Origin of the sequence: Pseudorhodobacter aquimaris, assembly GCF_001202025.1 — a bacterium.
GTDB lineage: Bacteria > Pseudomonadota > Alphaproteobacteria > Rhodobacterales > Rhodobacteraceae > Pseudorhodobacter > Pseudorhodobacter aquimaris.
Window position 1 is genome coordinate 18,424 of the sequence record NZ_LGHS01000041.1, and the last position, 20,485, is coordinate 38,908.

A 20,485-nucleotide genomic window follows, 5' to 3' on the forward strand; every position below is an offset into this window, starting at 1 on the left:
ATTGTGGACGAGACTGTTTTCGACACGGGGCTATGGCTGACGGCTGCAGCAATTCTGGGCCTTCTGGTGCTTTCGGCATTTTTCTCCGGTTCTGAAACCGCGCTGACGGCGGCATCGCGGGGCAAGCTGCGCGCGCAGGCCGATCGCGGGTCCAAGGGGGCCGAGCATGCGCTGGATGTGACAGACGACAGCGAAAAGCTGATCGGCGCGCTCTTGCTGGGCAATAACGTGGTTAACATTCTCTCGGCGGCGCTGGCGACGGCCCTGATGACGCGGCTTTTTGGTGAAAGCGGTGTGGCGCTGGCGACGCTGGTGATGACCATGCTGGTGCTGATCTTTGCCGAGGTGCTGCCAAAAACCTATGCCATCACCAATGCCGAACTGGCCGCCTCACGCGTGGCGCCGGTGATCCGCCTGATCATTCCGGTGTTCTCGCCCCTAGTGAACCTTGTGCGCCGTCTTGTGCGCGGTATCTTGTATGTGTTCGGGGTGCGCACCGATCCCAACAGCAAATTCTTGGCCCTGCGCGAAGAGATTGCCGGTGCCATCGCCCTTGGCCATTCCGAAGGGGCTGTGCAAAAAGAAGACCGTGATCGCCTGCTGGGCGCGCTGGACCTGCATGACCGCACCGTGGATGAGATCATGCGCCACCGCCGCGAGATCGAGATGATCGATGCCGCCAAAGCGCCGAATGATATCCTGAGCCAGGTGTTGGCCTCGCCCCATACTCGTCTGCCCGTCTATCTTGGCGATGATGAAAATATCCTCGGAGTTGTCCATTCCAAAGACCTTTTGCGCGAGGTTGAAAAGCTTTTGCGGTCGGGGTCTGGCCGGATCGCCAAGCTGGATGAGCTGGATATCCTCAAGGTTGCGATGAAACCCTATTTCGTGCCCGAAACCACCCCTCTGGATGACCAGATGCGCCAGTTCCTGAAACGGCGCACGCATTTTGCCTTGGTGGTGGATGAATATGGCGCCCTGCGCGGCTTGCTCACACTTGAGGATATTCTGGAGGAAATCGTCGGCGAGATTCGGGACGAATTTGATATTGTGGAAAAGGACCAACCCTTTGCGCGGACCGAGGCCGGAGATTATGTGATTGAGGGCGCGATGACCATCCGCGACCTGAACCGCATAACCGATTGGGGCTTGCCCGATGAGGAGGCCAACACCATTGCAGGGCTGGTGATCCACGAGGCGCAGTTGATCCCTAATGAGGGGCAGGTTTTCAGCTTTCACGGCTTCCGCTTTGAGGTGGCGCAGCGCAAGGAAAACCGGATTACAACGTTGAAAATCCGTCCGCTTTGATCGCGGGCGGCGGCGCAACCGTGCCGCCGAATGCCGCTTTGAGGCGATGCAAGGCGCGCGCGGGGGCTTAGAACAGATCAAAGCACTTGGGGGAACGACATGACGCCAGAATCCGGCAAAGACGCTTTGGTGATCTTTACGCCCTCGGGCAAACGTGGACGCTTTGCGCATGGCACCCCGGTTTTGACGGCGGCGCGCGCGTTAGGCGTCGACCTCGACAGCGTTTGCGGCGGGCGCGGGATTTGTTCGCGCTGTCAGATCACCCCCGGCTATGGCAGCTTTGCCAAACATGGTGTGACGGTGGGCGCGGATGCGCTGTCGGAATGGAACGCGGTCGAGGAGCGCTATAAATCCAAGCGCGGGCTGATCGAGGGGCGGCGCTTGGGCTGTCAGGCAAAGGTGCAGGGCGATGTGGTCATTGATGTCCCCCCCGAAAGCCAGCTCCACAAACAGGTGATCCGCAAACGTGCCGAGGCGCGGGAAATCACGCTCGACCCCTCGGTGACGCTGCATTACGTTGAGGTGGCCGAGCCGGATATGCACGATCCCTCGGGTGATTTTGAGCGGCTGACCGCCGCGCTGCGCGATCAATGGCAGTTGGATCACCTTGGGGCTGATCTGTCGGTGCTGACAACCTTGCAACCGATCTTGCGCAAGGGCGATTGGAAGGTCACCGTGGCGGTGCACCGCGCCCAAGAGGGTGTAACCCCACGCATCATGCATGTCTGGCCGGGGCTTTATGAGGGCACGGTTTACGGCATGGCGGTTGATCTTGGCTCCACCACCATCGCGGGCCATCTGTGCGATCTGCGCACGGGTGAGGTTCTGGCCTCCTCCGGTCTGATGAACCCGCAAATCCGCTTTGGCGAGGATTTGATGAGCCGCGTCAGCTATTCGATGATGAACCCGACGGGGGCTGCCGATATGACAACGGCGGTGCGGGCGGGGATGAACGCGCTTTTCACCCAGGCGGCGGCCGAGGCCGAGGTTGATGTCGGGTTGATCATGGATGCGGTCTTTGTCTGCAATCCGGTGATGCACCATCTTTTCCTCGGGATTGATCCGTTTGAGCTGGGTCAGGCCCCTTTTGCGCTGGCAACCTCGGGCAGTTTGCACCTGACGTCCCATGATCTTGAGCTACAGATGCATCCTTCGGCGCGGGTCTATATCCTGCCCTGCATTGCGGGGCATGTGGGGGCCGATGCCGCCGCTGTGGCCCTGTCCGAAGCCCCCGAGAAATCCGAGGACCTTGTCTTGATTGTCGATGTTGGTACCAATGCGGAAATCCTGCTGGGCAACCGCGAAAAAGTGCTGGCGTGCTCCTCCCCCACCGGCCCCGCCTTTGAGGGCGCGCAGATCAGCTCGGGTCAGCGAGCCGCCCCCGGCGCGATCGAGCGGGTGGAAATTGACCCCGTCACCAAAGAGCCGCGATTCAAGGTGATCGGTTCGGATCTCTGGTCGGATGAGCCGGGGTTCGAGGCGGCCGTGGCCAGCACCGGCATCACCGGCATTTGCGGGTCGGGCATCATCGAGATGGTGGCCGAGATGCGCATCGCCGGTATCGTGGACGGGCCTGGCTTGATCGGCTCGTCTGTCCAAACCGGCACCACGCGCTGTTTTCTCGACGGGCGCACCCATTCCTATATGGTTTGGGACGGCAGTGCGACGGGCGGGCCGGTGATCACCGTGACCAACCGCGATATCCGCGAGATCCAGATGGCCAAGGCCGCGCTCTATTCCGGTGCGCGGCTGTTGATGGATAGGTTCGGCGTCGATCATGTCGACCGGATCGTGCTGGCCGGGGCCTTTGGCGCGCATATCAGCCCCAAACATGCGATGGTCTTGGGGATGATCCCCGATGTGCCATTGGATAAGGTGACATCGGCGGGCAATGCCGCAGGGACCGGCGCGCGGATTGCCCTTCTCAACCGTGCCGCGCGGGCCGAGGTGGAACAAACCGTGGCACAGATCCACAAGATCGAAACCGCCATCGAGCCGCGCTTTCAAGAGCATTTCGTCAATGCCTCCAACATCCCCAATGCGGTTGAGGGTTTTCCCCATCTGTTCAAGGTTGTGACATTGCCCGAGGTGACCTTCAATTCCGGCGGCGTAGAGACATCAGGCGGGCGCAGACGCCGCCGCGGCTGAATTCAACGGGGACAGGCAAAAATCGCCAGCCGGCGCGGTAACCCGCTTGACGCCACCGCCGCGCTGCCCTATTTCAACGCTCAACGCGGGTGTAGCTCAATGGTAGAGCAGCAGCTTCCCAAGCTGAATACGAGGGTTCGATTCCCTTCACCCGCTCCATCCCCACATTTTATGCATACGTCCCCATAAACACGCCATGCCAAATGGTCGGTTTTATGCGCGCCAAAGCAACCAATACAGACTGCTGTTTCTTCACTATAAAAAGAAGGAAAATGGTGGGTAATGACGGGCTCGAACCGCCGACATCTTCGGTGTAAACGAAGCGCTCTACCAACTGAGCTAATCACCCGACTGGCGTCTAATTAGCCCAAGCCTTTGAGTGCTGCAAGAGGCCTTTGTGGTTTTTTTTCACGTTGTCCGTTAATTTCTTGCAAGGCGCGCCTAGGGCTTCTCCGGCCCATTGCAAAGCCCGCCGAAGGTTGGCATTTTCAGGGCTGCCAATCCAAAGGGGAAAGCCATGATCATCGGCCATATCGGCGTGCGCAAAGGGTCCAAAGGGGTGCCGGGCAAGAATTTCCGGCCTGTTTGCGGCAAGCCATTGATGGATTGGTCGCTGGACCAGCTGTTTAACGAGCCGCGCGTGGATGCGGTCGTTGTCTCCACCGATGATGAGGTGATGTATGAACATGCCGTCAAGCGGGGCGCGCTGGATATCGGTTTGCGCCCGGCCCATCTGGCGACCGATACCGCCGGCAAGTTCCACGTCTGGCAACACGCGCTCGAGGTGACCGAGGCGATCACTGGCCCCGCGACGGCTTTTCTTGACCTCGACTGCACGTCGCCGCTGCGGCTGCCCTCGGATATCACCAATGCGCTGGATCTTTTTGCCGCCGAGAATCCCGATATGGTCATGTCCTGCTGTGAGGCGCGCAAGAACCCCTATTTCAACCTTGTGGAGCCGGATGAAATGGCGCGCTGCATGTCTCCAAGCCCCTGCCCGGCCGCGTTCTGGCGCGTCAGCAAGCGCCGGTGGTCTATGAGCATGTCGGCGTGGTCTATGTCGTGGCACCGGACTATCTGCGCCGCGCCGAAGGGCTCTATGACGGGCGGGTGATCCCCTATGTTCTGTCGGCGGAACGTTGTCATGATGTCGACAGCCCGTTTGATCTGCGGATTGTCGAGTTCCTGTTGCAAGATCAAATAGACGCAGGCCTGAAGCCTAAGCCCTAAGGGCCGCGATCCCTGCAAGGGTCCGGGCCGTAGCGCCGGCATGGGCGGCGAAAAACGCATCGATCTGTGCAGGCGTGGGATCGTCCCGCGCGATCAGGGCCTGTGCCAAAGCCTCAAAGTCGGGGACTGATCGCGCCACCCCTGCGGCCTCTGCCTCGGTGAACGGGTACTCGATGGTCCATGTTTCGGGCCCGACCAGAACCGGCTTTTTCAGGGCCAGCGGCTCGATGATGTTATGCGCGCCCTTAGGGTTGAAACCGCCCCCGACGACCACACGATCAGCCATGGCCAGATAGAAATACATTTCGCCGAGGCTATCTCCATAGAAAACGTCGATGCCCTCGGGCAGGTTGCCGGAAAGGTCTTTGGCCAGAATTTTGGACCGCCGCGCCAGACGCAGACCGGCGGCTTCGATCTGTTGGGCCACCTCATCAAAACGTTCAGGACGGCGTGGGACATAGACAAAAAGCGTGTCACGAACGTCCCGCACAGCCCTGATTGCGCTTATATATCCAGTATCCTCACCTTCGATCGCACTGGCGATGACCACGATGTCACGCGCAGGTTTCAGCGTACGCCCCGCGGCGATCTGTGCAGGCGGGATTGGTTGGTCAAAGCGCAGCTCACCGGTTATCTCAATCCCTGTGACACCGACCTGGGCAAAACGGCGCGCCTGAAGATCGGATTTTACCAAAGCTCCCGCAAACCCTTGCATAAGCTGTGCCCTAAGGCCGATTTTCCCATCACGCTCAAAGGCTTTACTGGGGTATTGCGCATTACACATGAAGAGTGGGATATCGTGGCGGCGGGCGGCCATGATCATGCGTGGCCAAACCTCCACCTCCATCACCAGCCCGTATTTGGGGGTGAAACGGTGAAAGAACCCCGCGAAACAAAAGCCCAACTCAAACGGGACCCAAACCACCCGCACCCGCCCTGCGGCGATCTCATCGGCATAAATCTGGGTTGAGGAGCGCCTACCTGCGGGCGTGAAATGGGTGATCACCACCCGTTCCCCCTGCTCTAACAGCGCGTTGATCAATGGCACCGCTGAGCGAAACTCCCCCAAGGAAACGGCATGTACCCAGACCGCATCCGCCATTGGCGTCCCACCAAGGCCAAAGCGTTCCGCGATATGGCTGCGGTAATCGGAGTCTTTGCGGCCCCTGCGCCAGAGATAGAACAAGGCCAAAGGCAGGCCGAGCGCCCACAACAGTGCGTAGCCCCAAAGGGCGATCCGAAGTTTGAAGCCGGGGAAACGGTTCACTTTGCCATCCCCAAAAGCTGTTTGGCCAAGCCGTCCAAGGGCGCCGCACGACGGACCCGTGACTGCCCGCGCAAGCCCATCTGGGCCAGATCGCCCTTGAGTGCGCGGACCAAAGAGGCCGCATCCGTTATCTCTTTGGCGGCCTGAGCCATGTGAAGGGCATTGAAATCATTAGCAAAATTTTCAATGCGCGGGCCGTGTAGAACGGCCGTCCCCAAGGCGGATGCCTCCCACGGGTTATGGCCCTCGACTGCGCTGAAACTGCCGCCGATCAATGCGGCATCGGCCAGCCTGTACCACAGCCCAAGCTCGCCAAAACTATCGGCAAGATAGACCGGCTGATCGGTCAGGTTGTCTTCCGCGCTGCGCCTCGCAAAGGGCTGATCGAGCAACAACTCTCGCTTGGGATCGCGCGGAACCAGAACCAGCAGCCAACGCGGATCATCGGCGAAAAGCTGTGCCTGTGCGGCCAATGCCACGGCCTCATCCTCGGGGTGAGTAGAGGCCGCAACCCAGATCCGCCGCCCGTCAAACATCGCCCGCATCCGTGCAAGTTCCGCCTCGTCCACGGCAAGCATTGGTGCCGCGGATTTCATCGAAGGTGCGATCTCAACCGCGCTTGCACCAAGCGCCTTCAGGTTTGCGGCACTACGGCTGTCTTGGGCCAGAACAAGTTGAAACCGTCTCAGAACATCTTCGTAGAGTGGCTTGATAAAACGTTTCTTTTCCAAGGATTGATCCGTGATCCGCGCATTCAGAAATACCAAGGGGATACCGCGTCTGTCTGCTTCTAGCGTGCAAACAGGCCAGATTTCCTGATCACTCCAGATCGATAGATCGGGTTGCCAATGCTCCAGAAACCGCGCCACAAAAGCCGGCGCATCAATCGGCAAATATTGGTGGATGCTGCGCGGCGGCAGGTTGCCCGCCACCACCTGCGCCGAGGATCGCGCCGAGGAGGTTATCAGAAAATGCGCCCGTGGATCAGCGCGCCCCATGGCCGCGATCAGCCCGCGCAGGGCCATCACCTCGCCCACGCCAACACCGTGCAGCCATATCAGCCGCCCCTTGGGTCGTGGCCTGCCCGCCTGCCCCAGCTTTTCTTGCCAACGGGCCGGATCTTCGCGCCCTTGGGCCAAACGGCGCCGCAGGTGCATTGGGGCCAAGGGCGCCAGCATCCGCGTCAGCATCATATAGGCGCGCAAGGCCCTTGTCGGGGAACGGGGCTTATCCAAGGTCTTGAAACTCTTTTTGCAATCCACGCGCCCAGAATTCGGGGTCTTTCAGCACTGCGGCAAAACGCTCGGCGGCAGAGCCGGAGCCGAAGCCCTCATGCCGCGGATGGGAATTTCCCCATTCATCGGCCAGAAAAGCGGCAATCGTATCGGCATCCCCTGCATCGGCAAAACGAATGGAGGGCGCATCAGAGCGGTTATGTTGACGCGTGCCGATATCGAGCGAGGGAATGCCCAGAAAGGGGGCCTCACGTACACCGGCACTTGAATTGCCGATCATACAGGCTGCATTCTTCATCAACTCTGAAAAATGCGCGAAACGCATTGAGGGCAAAAGGCGGAAACGCTCTTTGGGCAGGGCATTGATGACATCAAAGATCTCTTCGGAGCCGGGATCGTTATTCGGTGCGATCAGCACGAAATTCCGGCCCGAGGCCTCAAGCGCCGCGTAAAGATCACGCGCCTGTACGCCCATGGTGGCCTGTTCGGAGGTGACGGGGTGGAACACACAAATCCCGAAGTCCTTGAATCCGATGCCATAGCGCGCGCGCACCTCATCGATTGTCACGCCAGAGGGGCGCGAGTGGAAATCAAGCTCGGGTGAGCCGATGACATGCACCGCTGATTGCGGCTCGCCCAGTGCCATCACGCGGCGGGCGGCGGCCTCGGATGAGACGAAATGCGCCGAGGCGAGCTTGGTGTTACAATGGCGGAAAATCTCGTCGATGGTGCCGGACACCTCGCCGCCCTCGACATGGCCGGAACGGATGTAATTGGTCGCCGCGACCAAGGTACAGGCCAGCGCCTCAACGCGGTCACCGTGCGTGATGATCAGATCGGGGCGCATTTCGGTGACGAAATCGGAAAACCCCATTACGGTTTTGGCCAGCACCATATCTTGGGGATCATTCGGGCGCTGGTTGAGAAACTCATAGGCCATGATGCCGTCGAGGCGCTGCACCTCAAGCTTGGTCAGCCCGTAGCGTGCCATCATATGCATGCCGGTCACGAAAAATGAGACCTCGAACCCCGCCGCTTTCGCGGCAGAGGCGAGCGGTTCCAGCTTGCCAAAATCGGCACGGGTTCCGGTCACGAAAAGCAATTTGCGCGTCATGCGCGGCCCTCTTTACTGTTGTGTGCATATACCCATTTACAGGGTTACGCCAGATCATCCCATTTCAACTGGGTGTTGCGTGTAACCGCACGTGTCAGCCGACGGCCCACCACCTTGTCGAAATCATAGCCCGCGATCTCTCCGCTGCCGGGGCGACGTGCCCAGATGTCGGATTCGGTGATCACATGGCCTGCGGCCAGATCACGGTCGGCCACCACGCTTGCGCGGGCAAAGCGGTAGACGGGCTCTTCGGCCTCGGTGCGCCGTTTGGGGTTGTTCGCGGCAATCCAGATTTCACGCGAACGGTCGATCAGGTGGCGCAGCTCTGCCGGGTCCATCGAGTTGATGATATCCGGCCCGATGCGGTAGCGGCTGTCGGTATAATGCCGCTCCACAATGCTTGCGCCCAAGGCGACACTTGCCAGTGCCATCTCCGGCCCGATGGAGTGGTCGGAAAACCCGACAACAGCCTTGGGAAAGGCTGCCTTTAGGTCAGTAACCCCTTTCAGCGACACAATTTCCGGCGGGCTGGGGTAGAGGTTGGTGCATTCCAAAAGCGCGTAATCCACCCCCGCCGCATCCAGAATCTCGACCGATGCGCGGATGGACTCGATACTCTGCATCCCCGTCGACATGATCACCGGCTTGCCCTTGCGCGCGATGTGGCGGATCAACGGCAGGTTGTCCGCCTCGCCTGATCCGATCTTATAGGCTGGCACATCGAGGCTTTCCAGAAAATCCGCCGCCGCCCGGCTGAACGGGGTGGACAGGTAAATCATCCCCAAACTTTCGGTATAATCCTTCAGGCTGCGCTCATCCTCCAGCGAGAGCGCACAACCCGCCATCACATCCCAGATGGAGACATCGGCATTGGGCGGAAAGATCGATTTCGCCTCCTCCGTCATCTCGTCTTCGAGGATATGGGTCTGATGCTTGACGCATTCACAGCCCGAAAGCGCCGCAAGCCGCACCATTTCGCGTGCCACCTCAAGGCTGCCGCCATGGTTGATGCCGATTTCGGCGATCACCAAGGGCGGATGGGCGGGGCCGATCTCACGGTTACCGATTTTCATCTGTCACATTCCCTTTTAGCGCGGTTATACCCGCCGCAATCCATCCCGAAAACGCCGCATGTTGGCGCGGTAATTGGCCGCCGATTCCAGCAGCTTTTTCTGCGCCTCAGCATCCAGCACCCGGATCACCTTGCCCGGTGCACCCATCACAAGGCTGCCATCGGGGATCTCTTTGCCTTCGGTGATCAAGGCCCCCGCCCCGATCAAACAGCCCTTGCCGATGCGTGCACCGTTCAACACGGTTGCCCCCATCCCGATCAAGGAGCCCTCACCGATGGTGCAACCGTGCAGCATCGCCTTATGGCCGATGGTGCAATTGGCGCCAATCGTCAGCGGATAGCCCATATCGGTGTGGAGCACAGAATTTTCTTGCACATTGCTGCCCGCGCCGATCAGAATTTCTTCATTGTCGCCGCGCAGGGTGGCACCGAACCAGATGCTCGCCCCCTCTTCCAGCACGATCTTGCCAATCAGATTGGCATCACCCGCCACCCAAGTGTCGGCGTGGATTTTCGGGGCGTATCCGTCGAGGGCGTAAATCATCTGGCGTCAAACTCCTGATTGAGACTGCGGACAAAGTTGGAAAGTTGCGGCTGGCGGTCACGGCGCAGGCGCTCGCCCTCCAGAATGGTGCGAAGCTGGGTAAAGGTCTGGTCCAACTCCTGGTTCACCAGAACATAGTCGTATTCCGCCCAATGGCTGATCTCGCTCTGGCTTTTCTCCATACGGCCGGTAATAACCTCATCGCTGTCCTGCGCACGACCACGCAGGCGGCTTTCAAGCTCGGCAATCGACGGCGGCAGCACAAAGATCGATACCACATCGCGGCCCAACGAAGAGTTGCGAATCTGCTGGCCGCCCTGCCAGTCGATATCAAACAACGTATCGCGCCCCTCTTGCATCGCCGCCTCAACCGGCGCCTTGGGCGAGCCATAGAAGTTGCCGAACACCTCAGCATGTTCCAACATCTCGCCCGCCGCGATCATCGCCTCGAAATCGGCACGGTCGCGGAAATAATATTCGCGCCCGTCCTCTTCGCCCGGACGCGGGGCGCGGGTCGTGGCCGAAACGGAAAAGCGGATCGTCGGATCCCATTGCATCAACATCCGCGCAAGGGTGGATTTTCCCGCCCCCGAGGGCGACGAGAGAATAAGCAAAAGCCCGCGGCGGTTGGCACTGTCTGGCCCCGAAGTATATGGCATCATCATTCCACGTTTTGAACCTGTTCACGCATCTGGTCTATCACGGTTTTCAGGTCAAGCCCAACCCGCGTCAGTGCCAGGGATTGCGCCTTGGAACACAGGGTATTTGCCTCTCGCATGAATTCCTGCATCAGGAAATCAAGTTTGCGACCGACGGGAACATCCGCCGCGATCAGGGCGCGGGCCGCATCCGTATGCGCGTGCAAACGGTCGAGTTCCTCACGGATATCGGATTTGACGGCCAGCAGGGCCAATTCCTGCGCAAGTCGCCCCTCTTCAATAGTATCGGTGGTTTGCAACAGTTTTTGAACACTATCCCTCAGGGTTTCGGCGGCGGTCTGGCTGCGTTTTTCGGCCTCGGTCTTGGCGATGGTGATATAGGCTTTTATCTGTGCAAGTTGGGTCTGGATAACAGTGTGTAGGGCTGCACCCTCTTGTGCGCGCATGGTTTTCAGATCCTCCAGCGCGGCTTGGAAATCCTGCATGAGGGCGGCGGCCAGCGGTGCGCTGTCTTCTTCGGTCTGGCTTTGCTCCATCACACCGCGCATCACCAGCACATCTGCCTGACTTGCCTGAGCGAGGGTTACGCCATTGGTCATAGCGGCCTCCTCGATCTGGCCCAGCATGGAAAGGACCCGATGCAAAGCCTGCGTGTTCAGCCGCAGTGCATTTTCACCCGCATCCTCGCGCGTGACTTTCAAGGTGACCGAAATGCTGCCGCGGGCCAGCTGTTGAGAGAGAAGCTTGCGTATTTGCCCCTCGAGCCCGTTAATCCATTCTGGCACCCGCAACCGTAGATCCAGCCCCTTGGAATTCACCGAGCGGAGATCGATCTGCCATGAATAAGCCGCAAATCGGCCTTGCTTGGTGGCATAGCCGGTCATGGATTTGGTCATATATACAGATCTTTCCAACTAGATGTTGTGTTGCGCGCGGCGGATAAGCCCGTTATTTACCATTTATATTGTTTATTTGCCAAATGCAGTAGGCTTCGTGTAATTTAAGGTTTTAGTAAGGCTTCTTGCCGTATTCTTAACATAGTTTCCCAGACGATGCGGGAATGGACACAGTTAGGAATGCAAGAGGGACACAACAATTTAAGGGGCCACGCCAAAGCGGTGCGGACAGGGTACGGATATGACAACATTTATCGAAACGGACCAAGACGATGCCCTGTCCCGCAAGTCCCGACTTGACCCATTGCCACAGCTTGCGGCTTATTGGGAAGCCTTGCGCGACGGGGACAGCATTCCCCAGCGTACGCAGATCAGCCCCCGCGGAATCGAAGGGGCTCTTTCCTCTACCTTTTTGATTGAACGGGTGGCCCCCAGCGTCGCGCGTTTTCGAATCGCCGGTCTGGATTTCGCCGAATTCATGGGGATGGAGGTGCGTGGCCTACCGTTCTCTGCGATCTTTGGGCCTGCTGCGCGGCAGGATGTCGCCGACCGTCTTGCAAGCGTATTTGAGGATCCGGCACGGCTGACGATGGACCTTGCGGCCGAACGTGGCATCGGACGGCCCGCGTTATCTGCACGGATGCTGGTGCTGCCGTTGCTTGATACACGGGGCCGTATTGCAATGGCGCTTGGCTGTATGGCGATTGAGGGCAAGACAGGCCGAAGCCCGCGCCGGTTCGAGATTACAGCATCCAGCGTCAAAAGGATTTATCAGCCCGCCCCCGAGGCCCTTCCAGAAAGGCCCACGGGTTTTCAACCATTGGTGCTTGAGTCCAGCAAACCACGCGCCTTTGCCGAGGCGGCAATCCCGTTCAGGGGGCCGCGCAAGAAATCTGCGCCCTATCTGCGGCTTGTGGAGTAAGCTCTGTCGATATCAATCTTGGATTATCAATGCCGTCGTTGATTTAACAAAAAGCCGCCAGAATTCTGACGGCTTTTTTTCAAATCAATTTCGGTGCCAAAATATCAAAGGGCCCTGCAAAACAAAGCCCCTGATACCCTACATCGCAATGCGACGGTCGATATTGCGGATGTTCGACAACTCTTCGGCGACCAAAAAGGCCAATTCCAGCGACTGGCTGGCATTCAGGCGCGGATCGCACGCGGTGTGATACCGATCCGAGAGGTTCTCATCCGTGACATCCCGCAGACCACCGGTGCATTCGGTAACATCTTTGCCGGTCATTTCAAAATGTACGCCACCGGGGATGGTGCCCTCGGACTGATGGATCGCAAAGAATTCCCGCACCTCACGCAAGACGGAGTCGAAGGGCCGGGTCTTATAGCCCGAAGCCGCCTTGATCGTATTGCCGTGCATCGGATCACAAGACCACAAGACCTTGGCCCCCTCTTCCTGCACTGTCTTGATCAGGCGTGGCAGGTTATCCCCGACCTTGCCCGCGCCAAAGCGCGCAATCAGGGTCAGGCGGCCCGCCTCGTTTTCTGGGTTCAGCTTGGCCATCAGAACCTTCAGATCATCGGCGGTGGTTGTCGGCCCGCATTTCAACCCGACCGGGTTTGAGACGCCGCGCGCAAATTCCACATGGGCGCCGTCGGGCTGACGGGTGCGATCCCCGATCCAGATCATATGCCCTGACCCTGCAATCGGCTGGCCCGAGATGCTGTCAACGCGCGACAGCGCCTCTTCATATTCCAGCAACAAGGCTTCATGGCTGGTGTAGAAATCGACCTTGGAAAGTTGATGCGCGGTGGAGCTGTCGACACCTGCGGCCACCATGAAATCAAGCGCATCCGAAATGCGGTTCGACAATTCGCGGTAACGCTCTGCCTTGTCATGTTCGGCAAAACCAAGGGTCCAGGAATGGACGCGGTGAATATCGGCAAAACCACCCGTGGAAAAGGCGCGCAGCAGGTTCAGGCTGGCGGCGGCCTGCGTATAGGCCTGCAACATCCGGTTGGGATCGGGGATCCGGCTTTCTTGTGTGGCCTCGAACCCGTTAATGATGTCACCGCGGTAGCTGGCGAATTCCTCACCGTTGATAACTTCGGTCGGGGCGGAACGCGGCTTGGCGAATTGCCCTGCCATCCGGCCCACTTTGACCACAGGCACTTTGGCGCCGTAGGTCAGCACCACGGCCATCTGCAACATAACGCGGAATGTGTCACGGATGTTATCGGCAGAAAACTCTGCAAAGCTCTCGGCGCAATCGCCGCCCTGCAACAAAAATGCCTTGCCCTCAGAGGCGGCGCCCAGCTTTTCTTTCAGGCGGCGCACCTCACCGGCGAAAACCAGGGGCGGATATTTCGCAAGCTGGGCCTCAACAGCGTTCAAGGCATCTGCATCCAGATAATCGGGCATCTGCACCCGTGGTTTGCTGCGCCAATCTGATTTTTTCCAAGCCTGCGTCATCGGTCTTCTCCGAAAGTTAGCGGTATCTGTCTGGGTATACGGAATAAGCAACCGATTGCAAAGCCTGAAAGGCCCTGCCCCCCTTGCCGAACCTGCGTTTTGCTGTTTCCTTGGTTTGGGCCCCTCATTTCATAGGTGAAGCCCCCTCATCAAAGGTGAAGAATGTCTGTTATTCTGAAAAAAGCTACTTCTATTGCCAAGGATAGCGCACCAAAACGTTTTGTTTTTTTGCTTTTGGACCAGTTTACGATGCTGTCCTTTGCCAGCGCGATAGAGCCGCTGCGCATTGCCAACCGCGTGATGGGGCGCGATGCCTATAGCTGGGTGCTGGCGGGCGAAGGTGACGGGTTTGTTAAATGTTCTGGCGGGGCGAGTTTTGCACTGGATATCGGTTTGGAAGAGATCGACCGCGAAGATTCCGTTCTGGTTTGTGGCGGTATCGATGTGCAAAAGGCAACGACCAAGGGGGTTCTGAACTGGCTACGACGCGAGGCCCGGCGCGGAGTGGCGATCGGCGGGCTTTGTACAGGGGCCTATGCCTTGGCCAAAGCGGGGTTGCTGGACGGACGCCGGGCCACGATCCATTGGGAAAACCAGGACGGCTTTATGGAGGAATTCGAGCAGGTCAGCCTGACACGTTCGATCTTTGTGATCGATGGCAACCGGATGAGCACGGCCGGCGGCACCGCCTCTCTGGATATGATGCTGCGGATTATCTCGGTCGATCATGGAAATGAGGTCGCAAATACCGTGGCCGACCAGCTGATTTATTCCTCTATCCGGACCGATCAGGATACCCAGCGGCTGTCCATTCCCACGCGGATCGGCGTGCGCCACCCAAAGCTGTCTCAGGTCATTCAGATCATGGAAGGCGCGATCGAGGAACCGATCAGCCCCGCCGATCTGGCCGAGGATGTGGGCATGTCCACGCGCCAGCTTGAACGTCTGTTCCGGCGCTATTTGAACCGCAGCCCGAAGCGCTATTATATGGAGCTGCGCCTGTCCAAGGCACGCAATCTGTTGATGCAGACCGATATGTCGGTGATCAATGTGGCGCTTGCCTGCGGTTTTGCCTCGCCTTCGCATTTCTCCAAATGCTACCGCGCGCATTATTCCACCACCCCCTACCGTGAGCGTGGCACCCAAGGCGGGGTCTCCCGGCCAGCAACGCTTTGAAGCTTCCCTAAGGTCATGGCGCGGCGGCTTCATTTATGCTGTCTAAATAGCTTGGCGAGCGCCACACACCCCTGATTTGGCATGTTTTGGAGCCTTTTCTTTTGAAAGGACTGCGTCTAGGCTTCCAGTAGGAACAAGTTCCATTAGGGAGTAAAAAATGAAAAAATTGATGTTGGCCTCTGCCGCGACGGCGTTGATGGCAGGCGGCGCATTTGCCGAGGATGTAAAGGTCGGGATTATCTTTGGTTATACCGGCCCGCTGGAATCGATCACGCCAAGCATGGCGGCCTCGGCCGAGCTGGCAATCAAGGAGGTCAACTCCTCGGGCAATTTCATGGGCGGCAGCAATGTGGATTCTGTCCGCGCTGACAGCACCTGTATCGACGCCACCGCCGCCACCGCCGCGGCAGAGCGTTTGATCACCGTGGAAGGCGTAAGCGCGATTGTGGGCGCGGATTGCTCCGGGGTGACTGGCTCTATTTTGCAAAACGTGGCGCGGCCCAATGGTGTTGGTATGATCTCGCCTTCGGCGACCTCTCCGGGGCTTTCGGATGCCGAGGATGACGGGCTGTTCTTCCGCACATCGCCCTCTGATGCCCGTCAGGGTGAAGTGACCGCCCAGATCCTGATCGACCGCGGCGCGAAATCCATTGCGATCTCCTACACCAACAACGATTATGGCAAAGGCCTTTCCGACAGTATCGCCGCCGCCTTTGAGGCAAAAGGCGGATCGGTGACGGCCAATACCGCGCATGAAGACGGCAAGGCCGACTATTCCGCCGAAGTGGCCACATTGGCCGCGGCCGGTGGCGATGTGCTGGTCGTCGCGGGTTATGTGGACCAAGGCGGCAAAGGCATCATTCAGGCCTCTTTGGATACCGGCGCTTTTGACACATTCTATCTGCCCGACGGCATGTATGGCGACAGCCTGATCGAGGCCATCGGCAGCGGGCTGGACGGCACCTACGGCACAATTCCGGGCACTGATTCCGAGGGGGCGGCAAAATTTGCAGAGCTGGCAACAGCGGCAGGTTTCGATCCGACATCCTCTTTCACCGGTGAAAGCTATGATGCGGCGGCTCTGATCTTGCTGGCGATGCAGGCGGCGCAATCAACCGATTCCAAAGACTGGACCGCCAAGGTGATGGATATCGCCAACGCACCGGGCGAGAAAATCGAACCCGGCCAGCTGGGCCGCGCGCTGGAGCTGATCGCGGCGGGCACCGATATCGATTATGTCGGCGCAACCGCGGTCGAGTTTATCGGCAACGGCGAATCCGCTGGCAGCTTTCGTGAGTTTACTGTCACTGACGGAGCATTCGTGACTGATGGCTATCGCTAATCTCCGACAACCTTAGGTTATAGCGTCCCGAAAGGTTTTGTCTTTTCGGGGCGCTTTTTAATTTGTAACAGCATGCCAAAATGCTGGCGGGGGAGATTTGAGTCAAAATGATTTCTGTTCAGAATCTGCATAAGAAATTTGGCGCGTTCCATGCCGTGGACGGGGCCACGCTTGAAATTGCGACCGGTTCCATTACCGGGTTGATCGGGCCGAACGGGGCGGGGAAAACCACCTTGTTCAATGTGATCGCAGGGCGTCTTCCGGCAAGCTGTGGCAAGGTTCTCATGGCAGGTGAGGATATTACCGGCCTGCCTCCGCATGAGTTGTTTCACAAGGGCCTGCTGCGCACCTTTCAGATCGCGCATGAATTCGGATCGATGACGGTGCGTGAAAACCTTATGATGGTGCCCGAAAATCAGGCGGGGGAAACACTGTGGAATACCTGGTTCGGTCGCGGGCGTGTCGCCGAGGAGGAACGCCGCATTCGTGACAAGGCCGATGAGGTTCTGGAATTTCTGACCATCACCCATCTGGCCGATGAAAAAGCATCCAACATCTCTGGTGGGCAGAAAAAGCTGTTGGAGCTGGGCCGCACAATGATGGTCGACGCCAAGATCGTGTTTCTCGATGAGGTGGGCGCCGGCGTGAACCGCACGCTGCTCAACACTATCGGCGATGCGATTGTGCGCCTGAACAAAGAGCGCGGATATACCTTTTGTGTGATTGAACACGACATGGATTTCATCGCGCGGCTTTGCGATCCGGTGATCTGCATGGCCGAGGGCAAGGTGCTGGCGCAAGGCACAGTGGATGAGGTCAAGAATGATGAGCGCGTGATCGAGGCCTATCTTGGCACCGGCCTGAAAAATAAAGTGAAATCCAATGCGTAATTTGATACGGCGCGGAGCCCCGCGATTGGAATTTTTTGAACAGATAAAACTGCGGTGCATTATGTCACCCAAGGGGGCGTAATGGCCGAACCGTTTTTGATTGGTGAGCGGATGACCGGCGGCTATGGCGCGGCCGATATTTTGCATGGCTGCACGATTGCGGTCGAAAAGGGCGAGATTGCCGTGATCGTCGGCCCTAACGGGGCAGGCAAATCCACCGCGATGAAGGCGGTCTTTGGCATGCTTCACCTGCGCTCGGGCCGCGTATTGCTGGACGGTGAGGATATCACTGCGCTCAGCCCGCAAGACCGCGTGGCCAAGGGGATGGGGTTTGTGCCGCAGACCTCTAATATCTTCACCTCCATGACCGTAGAGGAAAACCTCGAGATGGGGGCGTTTTTGCGCCGTGATGATATTTCGGGCACGATGGAACAGATCTATGACCTCTTTCCCATCCTCAAGGACAAGCGCCGGCAGGCCGCGGGCGAACTTTCGGGTGGCCAGCGCCAGCAAGTTGCCGTGGGCCGCGCGTTGATGACCAAGCCCAAGGTTTTGATGCTGGATGAGCCGACGGCAGGTGTCTCGCCCATCGTGATGGATGAGCTGTTTGACCGCATCATCGAGATCGCCCGCGCGGGGATCTCCATTCTGATGGTGGAACAGAATGCGCGCCAAGCGCTTGAGATTGCGGATAAGGGCTATGTGCTGGTGCAAGGCGCCAACCGTTTTACCGACACCGGACAGGCCTTGATGCAAGACCCCGATGTCCGCCGCAGTTTCCTGGGGGGCTGATATGGAACTGGGACCCCGACAGATAACAAGCCAGGAGCAAACCTGATGGATATTCTCAACGCAATCGTTGCCTTCACGAATTTCGTGTTTATTCCGGCAACGGCTTACGGGGCGCAGCTTGCGCTCGGGGCGCTGGGGGCCACGCTGGTTTACGGCATCCTGCGCTTTTCCAACTTTGCCCAGGGCGACACGATGGCCTTTGGCACCATGGCCACGATCTATGGAACTTGGGGGCTGCAAGCGATGGGGGTCAGTTTCGGCCCCTTGCCCACCGCCCTTCTCGCCCTGCCCTTTGGCATTCTGGTGACTGTGGGGCTGCTGCTGGCCACCGATTTTTCGGTCTACCGGTTTTACCGAAAACAAAAGGTGGCGCCGACGATTTTGGTGATCGTCTCGCTGGGGGTGATGTTTGTGATGAACGGCATCACCCGCATCATGATCGGGGTTGAAGAGCAAAACTTTACCGATGGCGAACGTTTTGTCTTTACCGCGCGGGAGTTCAAGGAATGGAGCGGTTTGAATGAGGGCATGGCCCTGAAAACCACCCAGGCCGTCACCATCGTCACCGCCGTTCTGGTGGTCGCCTGGCTCTTCTGGTTCTTGCAAAAGACACGGACCGGAAAATCCATGCGGGCGTTTTCGGATAATGAGGATCTGGCGCTTTTGTCGGGCATCAACCCCAACCATGTGGTCAGGGTCACCTGGATCTTGGTGGCTATTCTGGCGACGATTGCGGGGGTGCTTTACGGATTGGACAAATCCTTCAAACCCTTCACCTATTTCCAGCTTTTGCTGCCGATCTTTGCCGCCGCGGTTGTGGGCGGGCTTGGCAACCCTTTGGGCGCGATTGCGGGCGGTTTTGTCGTCGCCTATTCCGAGGTCTTTGTGACCTATGCGTGGAAAAAGGTGATCGGTTATCTGGTGCCTGCCGATATGGCGCCGGACGGATTGGTGCAGCTGATGTCCACCGATTACAAACTGGCGGTAAGCTTCATCATTCTGATCATCGTTTTGCTGTTTATGCCAACGGGGCTGTTTAAGGGGAAATCAGGATGAATATGCGGAACCTGTTTCTATTTGCACTGGTTGCGGTGCTTTATCTCGGCACCGGATTTTTCCAAAGCTGGAACCTTGCGCTGAATATCCTCAACCTCGGTTTGCTCTCGGCGATCATGGCCTTGGGGGTGAATATGCAATGGGGCTATGCCGGATTGTTCAACACCGGCATCATGGGCTTTGCCGCCTTGGGGGGCTTGGCCGTGGTGCTGGTCGCCGCCCCGCCAGAGCCGGAGGGCTGGGCGGCGGGTGGTTGGGGCATTATGGCGGGGCTTGCCTTTGGCATTGCCGTGATTGTGGCCGCAACCCAAGTGTACCAGCGGATGCGCAAGGGGGCTTTGCGCAATCTGGCGCTCTTTGTTGTGATCACGGTCGGGTTTTTCGCCTATCGCGCGCTGTTTGACCCGTCAGTGGCGGCGGTTGAGGCGGTGAACCCCGCGACGGCAGGCAATATCGGCGGGCTTGGCCTGCCCTCTATCCTGTCCTGGCCTTTGGGCGGTGTTCTGGCGGCAGTGGCGGCTTGGGCGATCGGTAAGGTGTCGTTGGGCCTGCGGTCGGATTATCTGGCGATTGCCACCTTGGGCATTGCCGAGATCGTTATCATCGTTTTGAAAAACGAGGATTGGCTGGCGCGGGGCGTGAAAAACATGATCGGCCTGCCCCGCCCTTGGCCGGTGCCCTATGAGGTGGACCTGCAGCAATCTGCGGGTTTTCTGGAATGGGCGGCGGGTTACGGGTTTGATCCGGTCAGCGCCTCGACCATCGTTGTAAAGCTTCTCTATGCCGCGCTCTTTTCCGTTGTGCTGCTGGCGGTGATCTGGCTGTCGGAACGCGCCCTCAACAGCCCTTGGGGCCGGATGATGCGTGCGATCCGCGACAATGAGGTGGCGGCGGCCGCGATGGGCAAGGATGTCACGGGCAGACATCTGCAAATCTTTGTCATCGGCTCGGCTGTGGTCGGCTTTGCCGGGGCGATGATGACTTCTATGGACGGGCAATTGACGCCGGGCACCTATAACCCCTTGCGCTTTACCTTCCTGATCTGGGTGATGGTGATCGTGGGCGGATCGGGCAACAACTGGGGCGCGGTTCTGGGCGGTTTGCTGATTGGCTGGCTCTGGCTGATCGTGGAAAGCGTTGGGCCGGGGGTGATGTCGGTGATCACTTCGGCGATGTCGGAAGGGGCGCTGAAATCCCATCTGATCGATTCCGCGCCGCATATGCGTTTGCTGACGCTTGGGGTGATTTTGCTGTTGGTCTTGCGGTTCAGCCCGCGCGGGTTGATCCCCGAGAAATAAGAAAACGGGGCGGAGGGTTGTGCCCCC

At 58.6% G+C, this 20,485-nt stretch carries 18 protein-coding genes and 2 tRNA genes; 11 read left to right on the forward strand and 9 right to left on the reverse strand.

All coding sequences use genetic code 11. From position 1 onward, the window contains the following. Window positions 1–3 precede the first annotated feature (3 nt). The 3 genes from AKU94_RS05375 (at window position 4) to AKU94_RS05385 (ending at window position 3,615) form a co-directional block, all read left to right on the forward strand. On the forward strand, window positions 4–1,308 hold the full coding sequence (locus tag AKU94_RS05375) for an HlyC/CorC family transporter (RefSeq protein WP_050526298.1): 1,305 nt from the start codon (window positions 4–6) through the stop codon (window positions 1,306–1,308). 99 nt (window positions 1,309–1,407) lie between these two features. Continuing rightward, the gene (locus AKU94_RS05380; protein WP_050526299.1) at window positions 1,408–3,456 is read left to right on the forward strand and encodes an ASKHA domain-containing protein; all 2,049 of its coding nucleotides are present in this window, start codon (window positions 1,408–1,410) and stop codon (window positions 3,454–3,456) included. 85 nt (window positions 3,457–3,541) lie between these two features. Next, window positions 3,542–3,615, forward strand: a tRNA-Gly gene (locus tag AKU94_RS05385). A 114-nt stretch (window positions 3,616–3,729) separates the two neighbouring features. On the opposite strand, the gene AKU94_RS05390 is transcribed toward AKU94_RS05385, so the two are convergent. Further along, window positions 3,730–3,805: transfer RNA gene (locus tag AKU94_RS05390), tRNA-Val, on the reverse strand. Between the two features lie 168 nt (window positions 3,806–3,973). Between AKU94_RS05390 and AKU94_RS05395 the strand changes: the two genes are divergently transcribed. Continuing rightward, a complete protein-coding gene (locus AKU94_RS05395) occupies window positions 3,974–4,570 on the forward strand; it encodes an acylneuraminate cytidylyltransferase family protein (RefSeq protein WP_232295690.1) in 597 nt (198 codons plus the stop codon). Window positions 4,571–4,675: 105 nt separating this feature from the next. Here AKU94_RS05395 and AKU94_RS05400 read toward each other — a convergent pair whose 3' ends face one another. From AKU94_RS05400 to AKU94_RS05430, 7 genes are read right to left on the reverse strand one after another with little or no spacing between them, the layout of a single operon-like run. Next, window positions 4,676–5,953: a 3-deoxy-D-manno-octulosonic acid transferase gene (locus tag AKU94_RS05400; RefSeq protein ID WP_050526300.1), complete on the reverse strand. Its 1,278-nt coding sequence runs from the start codon at window positions 5,951–5,953 to the stop codon at window positions 4,676–4,678. Next, entirely contained in the window at window positions 5,950–7,188 is a 1,239-nt protein-coding gene (locus tag AKU94_RS05405; protein WP_050526301.1) for a 3-deoxy-D-manno-octulosonic acid transferase, read from the reverse strand. Before AKU94_RS05405 ends, AKU94_RS05400 begins: the two co-directional genes overlap by 4 nt. Beyond that, window positions 7,181–8,302, reverse strand: coding sequence for a UDP-N-acetylglucosamine 2-epimerase (neuC, locus tag AKU94_RS05410; RefSeq protein WP_050526302.1), 1,122 nt, complete (start codon window positions 8,300–8,302; stop codon window positions 7,181–7,183). The genes AKU94_RS05405 and neuC overlap by 8 nt, the downstream gene beginning before the upstream one ends. A 44-nt stretch (window positions 8,303–8,346) precedes the next feature. After that, window positions 8,347–9,375, reverse strand: coding sequence for an N-acetylneuraminate synthase family protein (locus tag AKU94_RS05415; RefSeq protein WP_050526303.1), 1,029 nt, complete (start codon window positions 9,373–9,375; stop codon window positions 8,347–8,349). A 24-nt stretch (window positions 9,376–9,399) separates the two neighbouring features. After that, window positions 9,400–9,918: a gamma carbonic anhydrase family protein gene (locus tag AKU94_RS05420; RefSeq protein ID WP_050526304.1), complete on the reverse strand. Its 519-nt coding sequence runs from the start codon at window positions 9,916–9,918 to the stop codon at window positions 9,400–9,402. Then, the gene (gmk, locus tag AKU94_RS05425) at window positions 9,915–10,580 is read right to left on the reverse strand and encodes a guanylate kinase (RefSeq protein ID WP_083444954.1); all 666 of its coding nucleotides are present in this window, start codon (window positions 10,578–10,580) and stop codon (window positions 9,915–9,917) included. Before gmk ends, AKU94_RS05420 begins: the two co-directional genes overlap by 4 nt. Next, complete coding sequence (locus AKU94_RS05430; RefSeq protein ID WP_050526305.1) at window positions 10,580–11,473, reverse strand: YicC/YloC family endoribonuclease; 894 nt, start codon at window positions 11,471–11,473, stop codon at window positions 10,580–10,582. The genes gmk and AKU94_RS05430 overlap by 1 nt, the downstream gene beginning before the upstream one ends. 241 nt (window positions 11,474–11,714) lie before the next feature. Here AKU94_RS05430 and AKU94_RS05435 point away from each other — a divergent pair, with 241 nt between their 5' ends. Beyond that, entirely contained in the window at window positions 11,715–12,395 is a 681-nt protein-coding gene (locus tag AKU94_RS05435) for a PAS domain-containing protein (protein ID WP_050526306.1), read from the forward strand. 138 nt (window positions 12,396–12,533) lie between these two features. On the opposite strand, the gene AKU94_RS05440 is transcribed toward AKU94_RS05435, so the two are convergent. After that, window positions 12,534–13,904: a class II 3-deoxy-7-phosphoheptulonate synthase gene (locus tag AKU94_RS05440; RefSeq protein WP_050526307.1), complete on the reverse strand. Its 1,371-nt coding sequence runs from the start codon at window positions 13,902–13,904 to the stop codon at window positions 12,534–12,536. Between the two features lie 162 nt (window positions 13,905–14,066). Between AKU94_RS05440 and AKU94_RS05445 the strand changes: the two genes are divergently transcribed. The 6 genes from AKU94_RS05445 (at window position 14,067) to AKU94_RS05470 (ending at window position 20,458) form a co-directional block, all read left to right on the forward strand. Continuing rightward, the gene (locus tag AKU94_RS05445) at window positions 14,067–15,080 is read left to right on the forward strand and encodes a GlxA family transcriptional regulator (RefSeq protein ID WP_050526308.1); all 1,014 of its coding nucleotides are present in this window, start codon (window positions 14,067–14,069) and stop codon (window positions 15,078–15,080) included. 157 nt (window positions 15,081–15,237) lie between these two features. Continuing rightward, complete coding sequence (locus AKU94_RS05450; protein WP_050526309.1) at window positions 15,238–16,422, forward strand: ABC transporter substrate-binding protein; 1,185 nt, start codon at window positions 15,238–15,240, stop codon at window positions 16,420–16,422. A gap of 107 nt (window positions 16,423–16,529) precedes the next feature. After that, window positions 16,530–17,312, forward strand: coding sequence for an ABC transporter ATP-binding protein (locus AKU94_RS05455; RefSeq protein ID WP_050526310.1), 783 nt, complete (start codon window positions 16,530–16,532; stop codon window positions 17,310–17,312). An 81-nt stretch (window positions 17,313–17,393) separates the two neighbouring features. Next, window positions 17,394–18,104, forward strand: coding sequence for an ABC transporter ATP-binding protein (locus AKU94_RS05460; RefSeq protein ID WP_050526311.1), 711 nt, complete (start codon window positions 17,394–17,396; stop codon window positions 18,102–18,104). Window positions 18,105–18,149: 45 nt separating this feature from the next. Next, on the forward strand, window positions 18,150–19,160 hold the full coding sequence (locus tag AKU94_RS05465; protein ID WP_050526312.1) for a branched-chain amino acid ABC transporter permease: 1,011 nt from the start codon (window positions 18,150–18,152) through the stop codon (window positions 19,158–19,160). Beyond that, on the forward strand, window positions 19,157–20,458 hold the full coding sequence (locus AKU94_RS05470; RefSeq protein ID WP_050526313.1) for a branched-chain amino acid ABC transporter permease: 1,302 nt from the start codon (window positions 19,157–19,159) through the stop codon (window positions 20,456–20,458). The genes AKU94_RS05465 and AKU94_RS05470 overlap by 4 nt, the downstream gene beginning before the upstream one ends. Window positions 20,459–20,485 lie beyond the last annotated feature (27 nt).